Annotated in this window: 12 protein-coding genes; 10 read left to right on the forward strand and 2 right to left on the reverse strand. The window is 39.5% G+C overall.

Annotated elements, in window-relative coordinates; translation table 11 throughout:
* The first annotated feature begins 11 nt into the window (after positions 1–11).
* From QZR90_RS04690 to QZR90_RS04715, 6 genes are all read left to right on the forward strand, one after another.
* Positions 12–1,562: a phosphatase gene (locus tag QZR90_RS04690; protein WP_295789324.1), complete on the forward strand. Its 1,551-nt coding sequence runs from the start codon at positions 12–14 to the stop codon at positions 1,560–1,562.
* Between the two features lie 2 nt (positions 1,563–1,564).
* A complete protein-coding gene (locus tag QZR90_RS04695) occupies positions 1,565–3,682 on the forward strand; it encodes an RNA degradosome polyphosphate kinase (RefSeq protein WP_295789327.1) in 2,118 nt (705 codons plus the stop codon).
* A gap of 477 nt (positions 3,683–4,159) precedes the next feature.
* Complete coding sequence (locus QZR90_RS04700; protein WP_295789330.1) at positions 4,160–5,167, forward strand: 3D domain-containing protein; 1,008 nt, start codon at positions 4,160–4,162, stop codon at positions 5,165–5,167.
* 188 nt (positions 5,168–5,355) lie between these two features.
* On the forward strand, positions 5,356–5,886 hold the full coding sequence (gene rnmV, locus QZR90_RS04705) for a ribonuclease M5 (RefSeq protein ID WP_295789332.1): 531 nt from the start codon (positions 5,356–5,358) through the stop codon (positions 5,884–5,886).
* Between the two features lie 18 nt (positions 5,887–5,904).
* Positions 5,905–6,771 (forward strand): 16S rRNA (adenine(1518)-N(6)/adenine(1519)-N(6))-dimethyltransferase RsmA, encoded by an 867-nt coding sequence (gene rsmA, locus QZR90_RS04710; RefSeq protein ID WP_295789482.1) that lies wholly within the window; start codon positions 5,905–5,907, stop codon positions 6,769–6,771.
* 26 nt (positions 6,772–6,797) lie between these two features.
* Positions 6,798–7,652: a polysaccharide deacetylase family protein gene (locus tag QZR90_RS04715; protein ID WP_295789335.1), complete on the forward strand. Its 855-nt coding sequence runs from the start codon at positions 6,798–6,800 to the stop codon at positions 7,650–7,652.
* Positions 7,653–7,768: 116 nt separating this feature from the next.
* Here QZR90_RS04715 and QZR90_RS04720 read toward each other — a convergent pair whose 3' ends face one another.
* Positions 7,769–9,373 (reverse strand): peptide chain release factor 3, encoded by a 1,605-nt coding sequence (locus tag QZR90_RS04720; RefSeq protein WP_295789337.1) that lies wholly within the window; start codon positions 9,371–9,373, stop codon positions 7,769–7,771.
* 167 nt (positions 9,374–9,540) lie between these two features.
* Between QZR90_RS04720 and QZR90_RS04725 the strand changes: the two genes are divergently transcribed.
* Entirely contained in the window at positions 9,541–11,949 is a 2,409-nt protein-coding gene (locus QZR90_RS04725; protein ID WP_295789340.1) for a DNA topoisomerase 3, read from the forward strand.
* A gap of 387 nt (positions 11,950–12,336) precedes the next feature.
* On the opposite strand, the gene QZR90_RS04730 is transcribed toward QZR90_RS04725, so the two are convergent.
* A complete protein-coding gene (locus tag QZR90_RS04730) occupies positions 12,337–13,605 on the reverse strand; it encodes a DEAD/DEAH box helicase (RefSeq protein WP_295789343.1) in 1,269 nt (422 codons plus the stop codon).
* Positions 13,606–14,312: 707 nt separating this feature from the next.
* Here QZR90_RS04730 and QZR90_RS04735 point away from each other — a divergent pair.
* From QZR90_RS04735 to QZR90_RS04745, 3 genes are all read left to right on the forward strand, one after another.
* Positions 14,313–14,552 (forward strand): ferrous iron transport protein A, encoded by a 240-nt coding sequence (locus QZR90_RS04735; protein WP_295789346.1) that lies wholly within the window; start codon positions 14,313–14,315, stop codon positions 14,550–14,552.
* Between the two features lies 1 nt (position 14,553).
* The gene (gene feoB, locus QZR90_RS04740) at positions 14,554–16,980 is read left to right on the forward strand and encodes a ferrous iron transport protein B (RefSeq protein ID WP_295789348.1); all 2,427 of its coding nucleotides are present in this window, start codon (positions 14,554–14,556) and stop codon (positions 16,978–16,980) included.
* Between the two features lie 353 nt (positions 16,981–17,333).
* Positions 17,334–17,525: a FeoB-associated Cys-rich membrane protein gene (locus QZR90_RS04745; RefSeq protein WP_295789351.1), complete on the forward strand. Its 192-nt coding sequence runs from the start codon at positions 17,334–17,336 to the stop codon at positions 17,523–17,525.
* Positions 17,526–17,567: the final 42 nt, after the last annotated feature.

Here is a 17,567-nt window from a genome sequence, read left to right on the forward strand (position 1 = left end):
GAGGGTATCGTATGGGCAAAAGTAAAGCGCATCTATTTGGCATTATCCATTTAGGTGCTAGTAGTATGAGTATTACCATCGTTGAATACACTTCAATTGATGAGGTAAAAGTAATTGAATATGCTTCTAAGAATGTAGCATTTGGTGAAGAGCTCTTCCACAGTAAACGATTATCTTTTAATACTATTGAAGATTTATGTCGCTTGTTAAAAGGCTATAAACGGCTCATGGAAGAATATGGCGTAACGGAGTATAAAGTGTATGCTACGGCCATTGTAAGGGAAGCGGAAAACCGACTTAGCATTTTAGACCAAATATTTATTCAAACTGGCTTTAAAGTGGAAGTCGTGGATATGCCAAAGGAAATTTATTATAAATATTTTGGCCTCTACTATCACATGATGCGTCAAGGTTTAACAGATACTGAAGATGCAGCCTTATTTTTAGATATTACATCTGGCGGTGTGGGCATTACTGTTTGGAAGGGGGGCGCCCTCTTATTCCAGGAGAATGTCCATTTAGGAACTTTGCGCGTTATGGAGTCCTTTAATCGCAATCAACGCTCTTCCTTAAGCTTTCCAGATGCTGTAGGGGAATACTTGCACAGTATGTTATCCCCGGTGCAGGAAGAAGTGAGCCGATTTAATGTAAAATATTTAGTCCTCTCTGGCGATGAGGCCCGTGAGGTGGCTAGATTGATGGGCTTTGAAGCGGATGGTAAAGAAACACTTTCACTTTTGCCTAAACAATTTGATGAATTCGTAGAAAGTTTTCATGGTATTTCAGCCACTAAATTAGTGAATCGCTACCAAGTGCCGGAATATCGTGCTAACATTCTTATGCCGACCATAGTTCTCTACAAAGAATTACTTAAAATGGTGCAGCCACAATGTCTTTTGGTTAGCTCCTCTAGCTTTGTGGATGGGGTTATCTTATACTATGGCTCTGAAACATATCCAAATAATTATTTATATATGATGCGTGAGCAAAATATGCAATTAGCTCGCGCTATCGCACGACGCTTTCAGGTAGATGAGCATCATGCGCGAGAAGTGGAACGCTTTTCATTGCAACTTTGTGATGCGTTAGCTGAGCATGGCATAACGGATCGCATGTCCTTTGTGATGCGCATTGCCGCTATATTGGCGGAGGTGGGGAAATTTGTAAGCCTTCGCAATCATAGTGAGCATGGCTACCATATTGTTATGGGAACTGATTTATTTGGCCTATCTGACCGAGAGAAAGAAGTAGTAGCTAATGTTGTGTATTATCATTACAAAGGGCGACCAGGCAATGATGATGAGAACTTTAGATACTTAAAAGAGGTGCAAAAAATATGGGTTACTAAATTAGTAGCTATTTTGCGATTAGCGCGAGCTTTAGATGTAAGCCATAAAAATAAAATTAGCCGCATCTCTGTAAAGAGCAAGGCAAAAACACTTCTTATTGAAGCGCATACTGATAAAGATATATCGTTAGAAAGTTGGACTTTTGAACGAGAAACTGAGTATTTTAGTGAAATCTTTGGGCTACAAGTAAAACTCAAAGTGGGAGGCAAATAATTATGTTTCGAGACCATTCATATTATTTTAATCGAGAGTTATCTTGGTTAAAATTTAATCAGAGAGTATTACAAGAATCCATAGACAACACCAATCCACTATTAGAGCGCTTGCGTTTTTTAGCGATTACTAGCTCAAATTTAGATGAATTCTATATGATTCGTGTGGCCGGGCTTCGTCATCAAGAGGAGAATGGCATTGTAAAATATGATGCCGCTCATATGGATGCTACAGCTCAGCTAAAGGCTATTGATGAGTCTGCTAAGCGCTTAGTTCGTGTTCAATATACGTATTTGCGCCATGTGCTAACACAATTAGAGGAAGAGAATCTTTTCTTTGTTAAGCCCGGTGATTTGACTAGCAGCCAGCTAGATTGGTTGCACCAATATTTTGAGCAAGTGGTGTACCCTGTAGTGACACCATTGGCGGTTGACTCTGGGCATCCATTTCCTTTCTTAGCGAATAAAACGATGAATACAGTGGTGCAGATTAAGCGCGCTGTAGAAGAAACGGAAGAAGACAAAGAAGCTAAAATTGCCATTTTACCGATTCCATCAGTCCTTAATCGTATCGTAGAAGTGCCGAGTCTCACCGATAAACGATACTTCATTTACTTAGAGGATATTATTACTTATTACTGCGAGGCCTTCTTTGTAGGTTATGAAATTTTAAAGAGCATGACTTTCCGAGTGACCCGTGATGCGGATTTAGAAATTGATGAAGAAGAAGCTAAAGACTTGCTTCGTGAAATGGAAGAATCCTTGCGCCGTCGTCGTCGTGGTGCTTCTGTTCGTTTAGAAGTAGCTGGTGATGGTGATGAAGGGTTATTACAGTTTATCTTAGACAGTTTGCAATTAAAGCCTAATGATGCCTTTATGGTTAATGGACCGCTAGACTTGTGCATGTATTTTGGCTTCTGTGATATTGATGGATATGACCACTTGCGCTATACGCCATTTGAACCTTGTGAACCAGCCGATATTGTGGGCCATGAAGAAGAGAATATTTTTGACATAATTCGCAGTGAAGATATTTTTGTACATCATCCATTTGAAACGTTTAGAACAGTGGAGGATTTTGTAGCCCAAGCAGCACAAGATCCTAAGGTACTGGCCATTAAGCAAACATTGTATCGCGTTAGTGGCAATTCACCAATTATTTCGTCCTTAATTAAGGCCGCTGATAATGGTAAACAAGTAACAGTCTTAATGGAAGTAAAGGCGCGCTTTGATGAAGAGAATAATATTTTGATGGCACGCCGCCTAGAAAAAGCTGGTTGTCATGTAATATATGGTTTAAAAGGCCTTAAAACGCATTCGAAGATTACCATGGTGGTGCGCCGTGAAGATGATGCCATTCGCCGTTATGTACACTTAGCTACGGGCAACTATAATGGTAAAACTGCACGCTTATATACTGACTGTGGTATTTTTACCTGCAATGACCAGTATGGGGAAGATGCATCGTCCTTCTTCAACTTAATTTCTGGTTATTCTGATCCTCCGATGTGGAACAAATTTATCGTAGCGCCACTTAACTTAAGAGAGAAGATTATAGCCAATATTGATGAAGAAATCGAATGTGCTAAACGTGGTGAAGAAGCGTATATTATTGCTAAGATGAATTCTTTGCTCGATAAATATGTAGTAGCTAAACTCTATGAAGCAGCCTCTCATGGCGTAAAAATTGATTTGATTATTCGCGGTATTTGTACCTTGCGACCTGGTATTGAAGGCGTAAGTGATACTATACAAGTTCGCTCTATTGTGGGGCGTTTCTTAGAACATCATCGCCTGTTCTACTTCCGTCATGGCGGTAAAGACGATGTATTCTTGTCCAGTGCTGACTGGATGCCACGCAACTTGAATGAGCGCGTAGAATTGATGATACCAATTGAGGAAAAGCGTCATAAAGAGCGTATTTTAGGCATATTAAAACTGTATTTAGCAGACAATCAAAAAGCTCATATTATGAGTGCTGATGGTTCCTATCGCAAGATTGTAGCGAGGGAGAACCCTATTTCTGCTCAAAGTCTTTTAATGAAGGCTGCTAAGCAGGCTAGTGAGAAGCCTAAATTGACTGTAATTGAACAAATGCAACCTATGTATAAGGACCAATAAATAGGTGCTAAAATTAACAATTCGTTTAAAAGTTATTGAACGATGAAATTGGAAATGATTAAAGTCGATTGGTTAAATTTTTATGAATTTAGCATTAAATTTTGACTTATCAAAATAATTTGTAGGTTAACAAATAAGCTTGAGCATGAGAGCTAGAAGTAAATTTTTCTGGCTCTTGTGCTTTTTATTTTTTAGATACGCCCTTACCTTAGAGTAGGCCTAAGTTTTGGGATACAGGATTTACTATGTCCTGTATTATTACTTAAATGAATACGGAGTGAATGGTTTGAGTTAGAAAAATTTCTTCAAAATGTAGTTTGAACCGAAAGTGTCCTCTGATAAAAGACATAACAAGGCTTAGGCGTTGCTTCTTGAAATTTAAGAATCCCGTCAAATACGGTGGAGTTTTATATACTAGTTCGTTTGTTTGACTTAATATATCCTCTTGTGGTAGAATGGCAAAGCAGGAGGGATTAGATGACAAAATATCTAGTAATTCAGAAGAGTAATATTGTGACTCTTGCAAAGCGTCACATGTTCCTAGTTCTGATACTCTTAGCAATTGTGTTCGTTAGCGTTTCAGGCTTTGCTTGGAATGAAAAAACAGTGACTCTCAATGTAGATGGTCAGACACAGATTGTTAAGACACACCTCAACTCAGCGGAGGGGATTTTACGTGATGCCAAGATTTCGCTCAATCCTAAAGATGCTATCTTATTAAGTACAGCGTCTTTGGAGAATGGCACAGTAGTTACTGTAGTCAGAGCATTTCCTGTAAAAGTTACTGTTGATGGTCAAGCAAAAACTGTTATGACTGTGCAAACAACAGCCCAAGGCTTAGCTGATGAGTTGGGATATAAGGCACCTAATTATGTACCATTAGAGGATGGCAACACTCATTTAACAAGTAATAGTGAAGTGACCATTGCTCGAGTAACAAGTCGTTCTGTAAAAAATTATGAGCGACCTGTAGAAGTACAGGTCATTCGTGAACGAGATGATACGATGGCTATTGGGCAAGAAGAACTTGTTCAAGAAGGTACAGCTGGCGTAGAATCTGTAGAAGAAGAAGTTTTCTATCAAGATGGTAAAGAAATAAAACGACAAATTCTTAATCATAATGAAATTAAGAAGATGGTACCGACTATTATTAAAGTAGGAACTCGAGAAGCAGTTGTAGAAACCTCTCGAGGCACTGTACGATACCGTGAGGTGCTTACAATGGAAGCGAGTGCGTACTTACCTACTGATGGTGATGGTCGAGGCATCACAGCTACAGGCATGGTAGCAAGACGTGGTGTTGTGGCAGTTGACCCTGATGTAATTCCATTAGGTTCACGTCTATACATTCCAGGTTATGGTATGGCTATTGCAGCTGATACAGGCGGCGCTATTTTAGGAAATCGCATCGATTTATTGATGGATACCTATAGCGAAGCCATGGAATTTGGTAGACAGTCCATAGAAGTATATATACTGAAATAAGTAAATTACTTACTGAGCTTAGTTAGATATATTTGTTTAAATATATGTACTTAAGCTTAGCTAAGATGAGCGTGCAGCATATACTTAACACTTCGTAAAACAAATAAAGGAGCGGTAAACTATAATGGTTTACCGCTCCTTTATTATTTGGTAAAATAGTAGCGATGTAATAGAGAAAGGAAAAGGTCATGTTAAAAGAAGTTTTAGTCGTAGAAGGAAAGTCTGATGTACAGCAAATTGCTAAAGCAATTGAAGCTGATTGCATTATGACCGAAGGATTTACATTGCGTAAAGCAGTGCTAAAGCAAATCCAATATGCCTATGAAAAGCGAGGCATTATTATACTTACCGATCCAGATACGGCAGGGGAGCGAATTCGACGATTTTTAAGTAAAAAATTCCCTAATGCACAACATGCCTTCATTCCTCGCGAAGACGCCATCGCCAATAATGATTTAGGCGTGGAGCAGGCTTCACCTGAAGCTATACGCAAAGCCTTAGCCAGCTTGCATACCCATACTATGACTTCTTCAGAAGAGTTCAGTATTAGCGATATTATTCGTCATGGCTTGTCTGGGGCACCTAATAGTGTAGCACGACGTGACAAATTAGGCGCTTTATTAGGAATTGGCTATGGAAATAGTAAGCAATTTTTATATCGATTAAATCATTATGGCATTAGCCGTGAAGAATTCGATGCGGCTGTATTAAATATATAAAAGGAGCTATCATTGAGCATTTTAGAATCAGTTATTGCCAGTCCGGAGGTTGTACATTATATATGTAAGCGATTTGGCATTCATATGAGTAAGAAATTAGGGCAAAACTTTCTTATATCTCGCCGTGTAGTGGACGATATAGTGAGAGCTGCGGAATTAGAACCAGGTGAGCCGGTTCTAGAAGTAGGGCCTGGTATTGGTACCTTAACACAAGGTTTAGCCCAAAGTGGTGCCAGTGTAACTGCCGTGGAGTTAGATCGCCGTTTATTAGAAGTGTTGGACCATACCTTGGAAAGCTATGATAATGTACAAATTGTTCACGGCGATATTTTAAAAGTAAATATTCCTGAGTTGATGAATTATAAGCCTTTTAAGGTAGTGGCAAATTTACCATATTATATTACAACGCCTATTATTATGTCTCTATTAGAGATGAAGCTTCCTATTGAACGCCTCGTGGTGATGGTGCAAAAGGAAGTGGCTGAGCGCATGGTTGCTACGCCAGGGACTAAAGCTTATGGTGCTTTATCGGTAGCAGTACAATATTATACGGAGCCGGAAATTGTGTTTGATGTGCTGCCTAAATCATTTTTACCAGCGCCTGAAGTGACGAGCTCAGTGGTGCGCTGTAAATTGCGTCCAAAGCCACCAGTTGATGTTATGGAAGAAGCAATTTTGTTTAGAGTGATTAAGGCTGCCTTTGCGCAAAGAAGAAAAACTTTTAGCAACACGATGAAGACCACAGGTCTAAAAAAAGAGCAAATTGAAGCTATTTTAACTAAAGCGGGCATCGATGGCAATCGTCGTGGTGAGACTTTTGATTTACAGGAGTTTGCCACGATTGCCAATGCGTGGAGCGAATTATATAATCAGCCAAGTCAGTAGGAAGGTACATGGGAGTTAGGTAACTCATGAGAAAACAGAATATTTTTATAGGATGTGCCTGTGCAATTTTAGGTGTAGCTATTTGTATAGGTGCGTATTTAGCATTTTTCTGGAGCACCGCATCGATGTATTCCATGCGTGGTGTGCCCATTTTAAATTATCACGAAGTGAATGATGAACTTTGGTCTCCTTTGACTATGCGAACTTGGGATTTCGAAGCTCAAATGAAGTATTTAAAGGATAATGGCTATCATGCCATAACTATGGATCAATTATATGATTATTTGCAAAATGGCACGGCTCTGCCAGATAAACCTGTTCTAATTACCTTTGATGATGGGTATGAAGATAATTATAAAAATGCATTGCCTATTTTACAGAAATACGGTATGACCGCTACTGTATTTATGATTGCTGACTCTATTGGCCAGCCGCGGTTTATGACAGAAGAACAACTTCGCGCTATGGAAGCGGCGGGGATTACAGTTGAGTCACATACCTATTCACATAAGGATTTGCGTCAGCTATCAGACGATGCTGTGCAGCAAGAGCTATCTAAATCAAAGGTTTTACTAGAGCAGGCGCTACATCATCCTATTGAGTATATTGCCTTTCCTTGTGGCTTTACTGATTCGCGTATAGAAGCCTATACGAAAGCAGCCGGTTATAAATTGGCGCTTACTGTGCAGGCAGGGAATGCTAAGCGTGGCGCGAATATGTACAATTTACCGCGCGTAGCTGTGTTTGAGGGGATGAACTCCTATACGAGTTTTACTTTGCGCTTACATTATATTGAATTTATAGAGGCCACTTGGGCTTTACGTGATAGTTTGCGAGACCAGGGCTATATACAATTGGCTAATTTAATGCCTTTATATTAATAAAAACACCTCGGTATGTAAAATTACTACCGAGGTGTTTTTGATTGTATAGTGTATTTCTTGTCTAAATGACTATCCGAATCCAAGTTGCTATTGAGCAGTTTGGTATTTAGATATTACTCGTTGTCTAAATGGTCATTAAGAGATGGCGTTTTGAGGAAGGTTACATCTGGATTGCGTTCTTCTACCCACCCCATTTGCCATTCATTGCTGATTAAAATAACAGTGCGATCGCGATTGTCTTTTACTACCATAGCATTGTCTAAACCTTTTAAGGATTTAATATCGACATTTCCTTTTACCCAGCGAGCTACACTGTATGGGAGTGAATCTGTAATAGGCTCTACGCCATATTCATTGCGTAAGCGATATTGAAGCACTTCAAATTGAAGCATACCTACAGCGCCTACAATAAAGGAATCTAGTGAATGTGGTTGTTCGAAGATTTGTACGGCCCCTTCTTGAGCGAGCTGAGTCATCCCTTTTTGGAATTGCTTGCGTTTCATCGTATCTTTTGGACTGACACGAGCAAAGAATTCAGGAGGGAAGACAGGAAAGTCGCTGAAGGTGAGTTTATGATTCGCGGCGCATAATGTGTCGCCTACGCCCATAGTGCCAGCATCGAATACACCAATAATATCGCCAGGGTAGGCTTCATCAATAATGGTACGCTCTGTAGCCAAGAATTGTTGTGGCTGTGCCAAGCGAAGCGATTTACCTGACTGACGATGAAGTACAGACATGCCTTTTTCGAATTTACCAGAGCAAATACGCATGAAAACAATACGGTCATGATGATTCGGATTCATATTAGCTTGGATTTTAAATACAAAGGCAGAGAAGTCTTCGCCTGTAGCTTCTACTGTTTCCTCCAAAGCTTGACGTGGTGCTGGCGATGGCGCTAAGTCGAGGAATTTTTCTAGGAATGGTTTAACCCCGAAGTTTGTCATAGCGGAGCCAAAGAACATAGGTGTTAATTCACCAGCACGAACTTTATCAAAGTCAAATTCGTCACCAGCTACATCAAGTAATTCAATATCATCAATTAGTGATTGATGCACTTCTTCACCTAAGAGCTCGCGGAATGCTGGATCGTCTACAGATTCTTTAGTGGATGCTAATTTTTTCTGGCCATGAGTTTCATCCTTAGCAAATAAATCGACTGTATGAGTGGCACGGTCATAAATGCCTTGATACTCTCCATTGATGCCAACAGGCCAATTCATAGGCACAGCACGAATACCCAGGGAGTTTTCAATTTCTTCCATTAAATCAAATGGATTACGGCCGAAGTGGTCAATTTTGTTGACGAAAGTAAAGATAGGAATTCCTCGTTCTTTACAGACTGCAAACAGTTTTTTAGTCTGTGCTTCTACGCCTTTGGCGACGTCAATGAGCATGACAGCGCTGTCTGCGGCCATCAAAGTGCGATACGTATCCTCAGAGAAGTCTTGGTGACCAGGTGTATCAAGAATGTTGACACGGCAGCCATCATAATCAAATTGAAGCACTGAACTTGTTACAGAAATACCACGTTGTTTTTCGATTTCCATCCAGTCAGATACAGCATATTTCTGTGTTTTACGAGATTTAACGGAGCCTGCAAGATGAATGGCGCCACCGTATAGTAAGAGCTTTTCTGTTAATGTTGTTTTACCCGCATCAGGGTGAGATATAATAGCAAACGTACGACGACGTTTTACCTCGTCTAAAAATGTCATGTTGTCACCTCAAATTATAAATATCTATCCTTAAAATTATATACTAGAATTGCTGGATTTGTCATTAAGAATGTAGATTGACTCTAATAAGGTGGATGTTTTTGTGAATCGTCTGTTACGTTAAATGGAACTTTATTGTATAATAAATAAGATACAAAGGAGGTCCTATGAGATTATTTATTGCAGAAAAACCAAGTATGGGACGAGAAATAAGTAAATATTTGCCAGAGCAGCAACGCGTTCAGCGTCGCGATGGTTATATCATACAAGGGGATGATGTAGTAACTTGGGCCTTCGGTCATGTGCTGGAGCAGGCGGAGCCTGGAGATTATGATCCTAAATATAAGCGCTGGAATGCAGCTGATTTGCCTATAGTACCTGAAGAGTGGAAGCTTTTAATCACTAAGAGTAGTGAAAAGCAATTTCATACCATTAAGGATCTTATAGAAAAGGCCGATATTATAGTCAATGCTGGTGACCCGGATAGAGAAGGACAGCTCTTAATCGATGAGATTTTGCTGTATGTAAATAATACAAAGCCTGTACAGCGAATTTTATTGAATGCATTAGATGAAAAATCAATTCGTGCAGCACTAGGTGATTTACGAGATAATAAAGATTTCTATAATTTACAGCAATCTGCCTTAGCGCGGGCACGAGCAGATTGGCTCATTGGGATGAATCTATCTCGAGCCTATACTTTGGCACAGCGCCGTATGGGGAATAAAGTTACCTTTCCTATTGGCCGTGTTAAGACACCAACCTTAGCGTTAGTAGTTCGTCGCGAGCGAGAATTAGAAAATTTTGTGCCATTAGATTACTATACATTAAAAGTATGCTATGAACATGTGAATGGCAAGTTCTGGGCTACTTGGCAATCAAAGGATGAACAAATTGGCTTAGATCCAGAGGGACGTTTATTAAAGCGAGAAATTGCAGAAGAGCTTGCTAAACGACTGATGGATAGTAAAATGGGGATTATTGAAAAGCGCGAGAAGAATAAGAAAAAAGAAGCGCAACGTTTGCCTTTATCGCTGTCTGCTTTGCAGGTTGCAGCCGGTAAGGCCTATGGCTATGATCCACAACAAGTACTTGATATAGCACAGAAATTATATGAAAAGAAATTGACCACCTATCCGCGGTCTGATTGTGATTATTTGCCAGAAAATCAATATGCTGATCGGACGGCGATTATTAAAAATTTAGCACAGAATTCAGGTAAATTAGGGGAGTGGGCTAGTAAAGCTGATGTATCTATAAAATCAAGAGCTTGGAATGATAAAAAGATTACTGCCCATCATGCTATTATCCCTACCACAGTGCCTTGTAACATAGAGACTTTGCCAGTTATGGAGCGAAATATATATTTCCTCATTGGCCAGTCTTATATAGGACAGTTTTATCCTGAACATGAATACGAACAAACTAAGTTAACTGTATTACAGGATGATGAGCATTTTGTGGCTCATGGCCGTGTAGTCACTGTATTAGGTTGGAAAGAACTCTTTCAAAAAGCTAAGAAAGCTAAATTTGAGGCTACCGATGATGATGCTGATAATGATGAAGGCGAAAATAATGGCGATGGTAAAGGACCAGCTATTGAAGATAGTGGTGAACTTCCTGTAGTAAAAAAAGGTGACTCTGTACAGGTTGATAATGTAGCCATTGATGCGAAGCAAACTAAGCCACCAAGTCGCTTTACAGCAGCTACTTTATTGCAGGCTATGAAGGAAATTCATAAATATGTAAAAAATGAAGATCTGAAAAAACAGTTAAAAGCGGTATCTGGCATTGGTACAGAAGCAACTCGCGCGACCATTATTGATGAATTAATTAATCGCAAATTTATGTCAGTCAAAGGAAAGAAGAAAATCATTCAACCCACTGACTTGGGTTATTTATTAGTGGATGCACTACCTGAAGAGATGCTATATCCAGACGAAACAGCAGTGTGGGAAGAACGTTTGGCAGCCATGAGTGATGGGGAGGGCACCTTAGAGTCGTTCTTGTCAGACCAGGTAGACTTTTTAGGGCGATTAATTCGCAAAGCCAATGCCACTGGCGTGTGGGGGCAGGCTGATGGACTGGATACGGATGGCTTTAATATTGCCAACACTGTTCGCGTGGTAAAAAAAGATAGCAGTACAAATACTAGTTCAAGTAATTCAAATCATACGAGTCTTGGTGAAGCGTTTGGGCCACAAGAACCTTGCCCTAAATGTGGCAAAGGGGTCTTGCAAAAACGGAGGGGCAAATTTGGCGAATTTTATGGCTGTTCTAATTTTCCTGCCTGCCGTCATACAAAGCCGGTAGGTGGTGTGAGTAATAATGGCATGGGAATGGGCTTCAATTCAGGGAATAATGAAATGCAAGACACGCGTTTAGCCAGGGCTATAGCTGATGCGGCGCAAACTAATAATACTAGTGATGCGCCAAACTATACTTGTCCACGGTGCAAAACAGGGCAATTAGTGCACATGAAAGACCAGGGACAAAATACTTGGCGTTGCAGTAACTTCCCTAGTTGCAGAACCAGTGTCGCCGATGTAGAAGGCAAACCTAGTATTTATAAATAAAAGTGTGAGACTTTAAAGATAAGCTACAAGTCCCTAATATTTCCAACAAACGAGATCTTAAAAGCGAGGTTCATAAGCCTAGCTAAAAGTGTATATTAAGGTAAAAAAAGGAATGCCCCTTCTCCAAGAAAACCACTATCTTAGCCATGATATCTTATATCCAAAGCATAAGATTCCCTTACTTCCAACAAACGAGGTCTTAAAATCGAGTTGTTCAAGCCGAAAGAGATAACTTGCTGGAATATAGATAATAAAGAAAAATATATAAAAAGCAGGGCTTCTCCAAGAAAACCATTTCTGGGTTTTCGGGAGAAGCCCTGCTTTTATTATTTCTAAATAAAGATTAGTAAAACAGCAAGCTATCTAAAGCCCTAGAACAGCTCGCCTTTACTTAGACCGAGAGCGTCTTACGCGCGTGTTCGCCCCCTTATGTCCAGTTGCCTTATGGCGTTTTGCCTTAGTAGCCTGATAATTAGAAGTGATTTTAGCTTTTTTAGGCGTCACTTCTTTCTTAGGTGCTTTTGCCTTGCCTTTAGTTTTAATTTGGCCATCGGCAGTGTATTTAGTCAAAGTGGCTTCAATAGCTCGCTCTATACGGCGTAGCCAGCTTTCGTCAGCGGCTGTAGCGAAGGTAATGGCTATACCTGATGTACCAGCACGGCCAGTACGACCAATGCGGTGAATATAATAATCTACATCATGAGGCACATCATAGTTATATACATGGCTAATGCCTTCAATATCAATACCGCGAGCGGCAATATCAGTAGCCACTAAGATTTGCGTACGTGCACGAGCAAAGTCCTTTAGTATTTGAGTGCGTCGACCTTGGCTTAAGTCTCCATGAAGTTCACCAATATTAAACCCTGCTGCAGTTAATTCATAGGAGAGACGAATAGCGCCCTCTTTTTTATTACAGAATACAATGGCTAAATAAGGATTGTCCTCTTGTAGTTGTTTGATTAAGCGCTCTAATTTTTTTTCTTCTGAAACCATAAGGACTCGTTGCTCTATAGTATCAAGTGTTACATTAGAGCCCTTAACAGTTACCGACATAGGCTTTGTCATATAGGTTTTAGCGAGAGCTCGCACACGGTCAGGAATCGTAGCAGAGAAGAGAAGTAATTGGCGATTAGGATTTGTGTGCTCGATTAAAGACTCTACATCTGGTAAGAAGCCCATGTGAAGCATTTGATCGGCTTCGTCTAGGACTACCCGACGCACAGTTTCTAGTTGTAGAGAGCCACGCGCTACATGGTCCAGAAGTCGTCCTGGGGTACCTAGAATTACATGAGGCCGACGGCCTAATTGTTGCAGTTGACCTTCAATAGTGCGCCCTCCAATGAGGGGAAGGATATCCACTCCTAAGGCTTCACCCAAAGATTTAGCTGTATCTGATATTTGTTTTACTAGCTCACGAGTTGGCGCAATAATTAAAGCTTGCTCCTGGAATACTTCTACATTGATACGTTGAAGTATAGGAAGTAAGAAGGCCAAGGTTTTACCAGTGCCGGTCTGGGCTTTAGCGATTAAATCTACACCTTTAAAGGCTGGTGGTATTGCCTGCTCCTGAATCGGGGTGGGCTCTTTTATACCCTGCTTAGCTAGCAGGTCAATAAGGGCTTCAGTAACCCCTAGTGTTTTAAATGATTTCATAATGAATGTCCTTTCTTTATTTACAAGCTGCAAGAATGATTTGATGTACAAGGCTATATATGTTTGTCTAAGACCTTAGTAAATACATTTCAGCATATTTATATGTATCTATATTATCTATATTATTATAGCATAGAAGAGGATAAAGCTTAAATTCTTACGGGACATTTCTATATTAAACACGAGTCGTCTAAAATATAAACTCGATTAAACATGAAACGTATTAAATACTTTTATTAGTAGGTGGATAAATGTAGTCAGTGTCTCTATTTGCAAATTATAAGGCGTATGTCACTAAAGAATAACCCACTTATTAATCTGTATGAGTAAAGGATATATACTTTTTGCGAAATTTGCATATTGAAAACGTATTGAAAATGATTATTTATTATAGTGATTTTTGATAAAAATAGCCTATTTTAACTCATTTTAGTAAAAAGATAAACACTCTCAAATGAAAATGAAAGTATAATGAATAGGCTATACTATTAAACTCATTGGTGTATAAGGGATTGAGAATGAAAATTCAGTAATTTCGATATACTTCTAAAAGATTCGAAATGAAAGTGGTTATTGAATTTATGGCTTCATGTGCTATAATCAAACTGTAATTATTTATCATTATTGGCATAATGAAACATAAAAAATGTGATACCTATAAGTTTAGGGATGAAAGTATTGCGTTTTGCCAACAAGGAGGTGTAGGGATGATAAAACAATTGGCACAGCTGAAGCCAGGAGAAGCAGGCGTGATTACTAACCTACGCGGAACTGGAAATATTAAACATCGTCTTATTGACATGGGTTTAGTTCCAGGTACTGCAGTGCGTGTAATCAAATTTGCTCCTCTCGGAGACCCTGTAGAAATAAAGGTAAAAAACTTTGACTTAGCTTTACGTGTAAGTGAAGCAGCAACAATCGACGTAGATACGAGTCAGGAGGCTTAGAATGAGTGACCAAACTGCCACTACCATTCGCATTGCCTTAGCAGGGAATCCGAACTGTGGTAAAACAACAATTTTTAATAATATTACTGGATCTAAACAACATGTAGGTAACTATCCAGGTGTTACAGTAGAAAAGAAAGAAGGGGAATGTAAGTTCAATGGTAGCGATTTACTATTTATCGACTTACCAGGTACTTATAGCTTAACAGCGCGCTCCCTAGATGAATTAGTAGCACGTAATACAATTATCAATGATGAACCAGATGTAATTGTTAATGTATTAGATGCTTCTAATTTAGAACGTAATCTTTATTTAGCAGCACAGCTAATTGAATTAGAGCGTCCTTTAGTGTTAGCCCTCAACATGTCTGATGTGGCCGAAGAAATGGGCATCAACATCGATGTGAAAAAGCTTAGCGAACTTACTGGCGCTAGCATTGTTAAGACTGTAGGTCGCAACAATGTGGGGACAAAAGAATTACTTCAAGCTGTAGTGGATGTAACGAAGCAAGAAGATATTCAACTAGCTACAGTAAATTATGGCGATTTATTAGAACCAGCTATTCAAAAGCTTGTAACTAAAATTGAAGAAGCGGGCACTATTAGCTATCCAATTCGCTGGGTTGCCATTAAATTACTTGAAAATGACCATGATGTAGTAAATAAAGTAAAAGTGTTTGAAAATACTGAAGCAATTCTTATTGAAGCGGACGCACTTCGCGCAGAACTTAGTGGCAAAGTAGATTTAGAAATTATTTTCCAAGAATATCGCCATCGTTTTGCTGTTGCTACCTTCAATGAATGTTTGCAAGGGGAAGCTAAAGAGCTTGAAACTAAATCAGATCGTATCGATAAAGTGCTAACTCATCGCGTATTAGGTCTTCCAATCTTCTTAGGCATTATGTGGCTTTTATTTAATTTTGTAAATGAAATCGGTGCTTATCCACAAGGTTGGATTGAAGATGCATTCGCCGCGCTCGGTACTTGGGCGACTACAGTGATTCCAGAAGGACAATTACAATCTCTCGTAGTAGATGGTATCATCGCTGGGGTAGGGGCTGTTATGAGCTTCGTGCCACTTATCGTGCTTTTATTCTTAGGTATTGCCTTCTTAGAAGACACTGGCTATATGGCACGTGCTGCTTTTGTAATGGACCGCGTAATGCGCGCTTGTGGTTTACATGGTAAATCATTTATTCCATTATTAATCGGTTATGGTTGTAGTATTCCAGCCATCATGGGGGCGCGTATTTTAGATAATCGTCGCGACCGCATGATTACGATTCTCGTGTCTCAATTTATGACTTGTAGTGCTCGTTTGCCAGTATATACCTTGTTTATTGGCGCCTTCTTCCCAGTTGGACAACGAGGCACTGCTTTGTTTGCTATTTACTTGGCAGGCATTGTGTTAGCTGTTATTATGGCTAAAATTTTCCGTAAATTCTTATTCCCTGGTGAGTCTGAACCATTTGTTATGGAATTACCTCCATACCATATGCCAACACTTAAGAGTGTATTATTACACATGTGGGAACGCGCTGTTCTTTACTTAAAGAAAGCGGGCACTTTCATTTTAGCCGCATCAGTTATTATTTGGTTCTTAGCATCCTATCCTCAAGATGTTCAGTATTCCCAAGATTTCGATGCAGCTCGTGAAACTGTAACACAAACCTATGATGCAAAAGCAGATTCTATTTTAGCTCAAGCAGGTTTAACTACAGATGAGCAAAAAGAACCTGTTATGAACTTAGTAGATCAAATGACTGCTATTCAAGAAGAACAAGATGCTGCTGCAGAAGAAGAAGGGGCTGAAGAGGAAGCAGCTGAAGCAACAACTGCTGAAGCTACAGCTGACGAAACGACTGAAGCTACTAATGACGCATCAGTTGTTGAAGTGCCAGAATATTTCAAAGGATTAGAAGCTGACAATGCTGCTTTATTCCCAGTAGCTTGGTCTATTTATCAAAATGATTTGGCAAAAGACGAAGAAATTGGCGAAATTGATGAATTGCAAGCAGCAGAAAAAATTCAAGGTTCTTATGCTGCTATGATTGGTCGCACTATTGAGCCAATTATGCGTCCACTTGGCTTTGACTGGAAGATGAGCGTATCCTTGATTACCGCTCTAGCAGCAAAAGAAGTTATGGTAAGTACCCTTGGTACGATTTATGCGGTAACTGCTGATGAAGAAAATGAACAACCATTACAAGAGTATTTACGTCAAGACGAGTCCTTTACGCCACTAGTAGCGATAGGCTTGATGATGTTTGTACTTATTTACCCTCCATGTTTTGCAGCTATGGCTGTATTTAAACGTGAAGCAGGCGGTTGGGCATGGCTTGGATTCTTTATCCTTTACTCTTGCGCACTTGCGTGGGGGGCCGCGTTCCTCGTATATCATGTAGGTCACTTATTAGGATTCCAATAATAGAGTTATATAGTGACGAAGGCTTATGTAGCATTGTGTTTACATAAGTCTTCACGCTATATGTTCATAAAAATTCTTTGTAAATTTTTTGTAAGAATATATATCAAATACCCTTTTGGAGCTTTATATAGATTATATTCGAACTTTATTCACCTAAAGGCTTATATTTAGGGCTCTATTAATAAAAGTTAATTTTTATATTAAGTAGTGGATAATGAGAATAAACAATATTCCCACCCATTCCTAATTGATAATAAATAACTGATAAAGAGTGAGAATTTAATGGGTGCCTATGTTTGTAAGGCGTTTTCTTTAAAATGTTATTGATAAAATTAAAAGGATGGTGTATGATAATGGAGAACCTAATAGTTTATCTCATCGGATTAATTGCTGTATTGTTTGTCGCCCGCAAAGCCTATCAGACTATGTCTGGCAAAGGCGGTTGTAGTTGTGACTGCGGTGGTAAAGGTGGTAAAAACACCATGAACACTGAAGGCACTGGTTGTGGTTGCTGCAGTGGTGCCATGACAAATAAAAAGGCTTAATACAGCTATAATCTAGTGCATACGCACAGCAAAGATAGTTAA

It is taken from the genome of uncultured Veillonella sp., assembly GCF_900545795.1.
GTDB lineage: Bacteria > Bacillota > Negativicutes > Veillonellales > Veillonellaceae > Veillonella_A.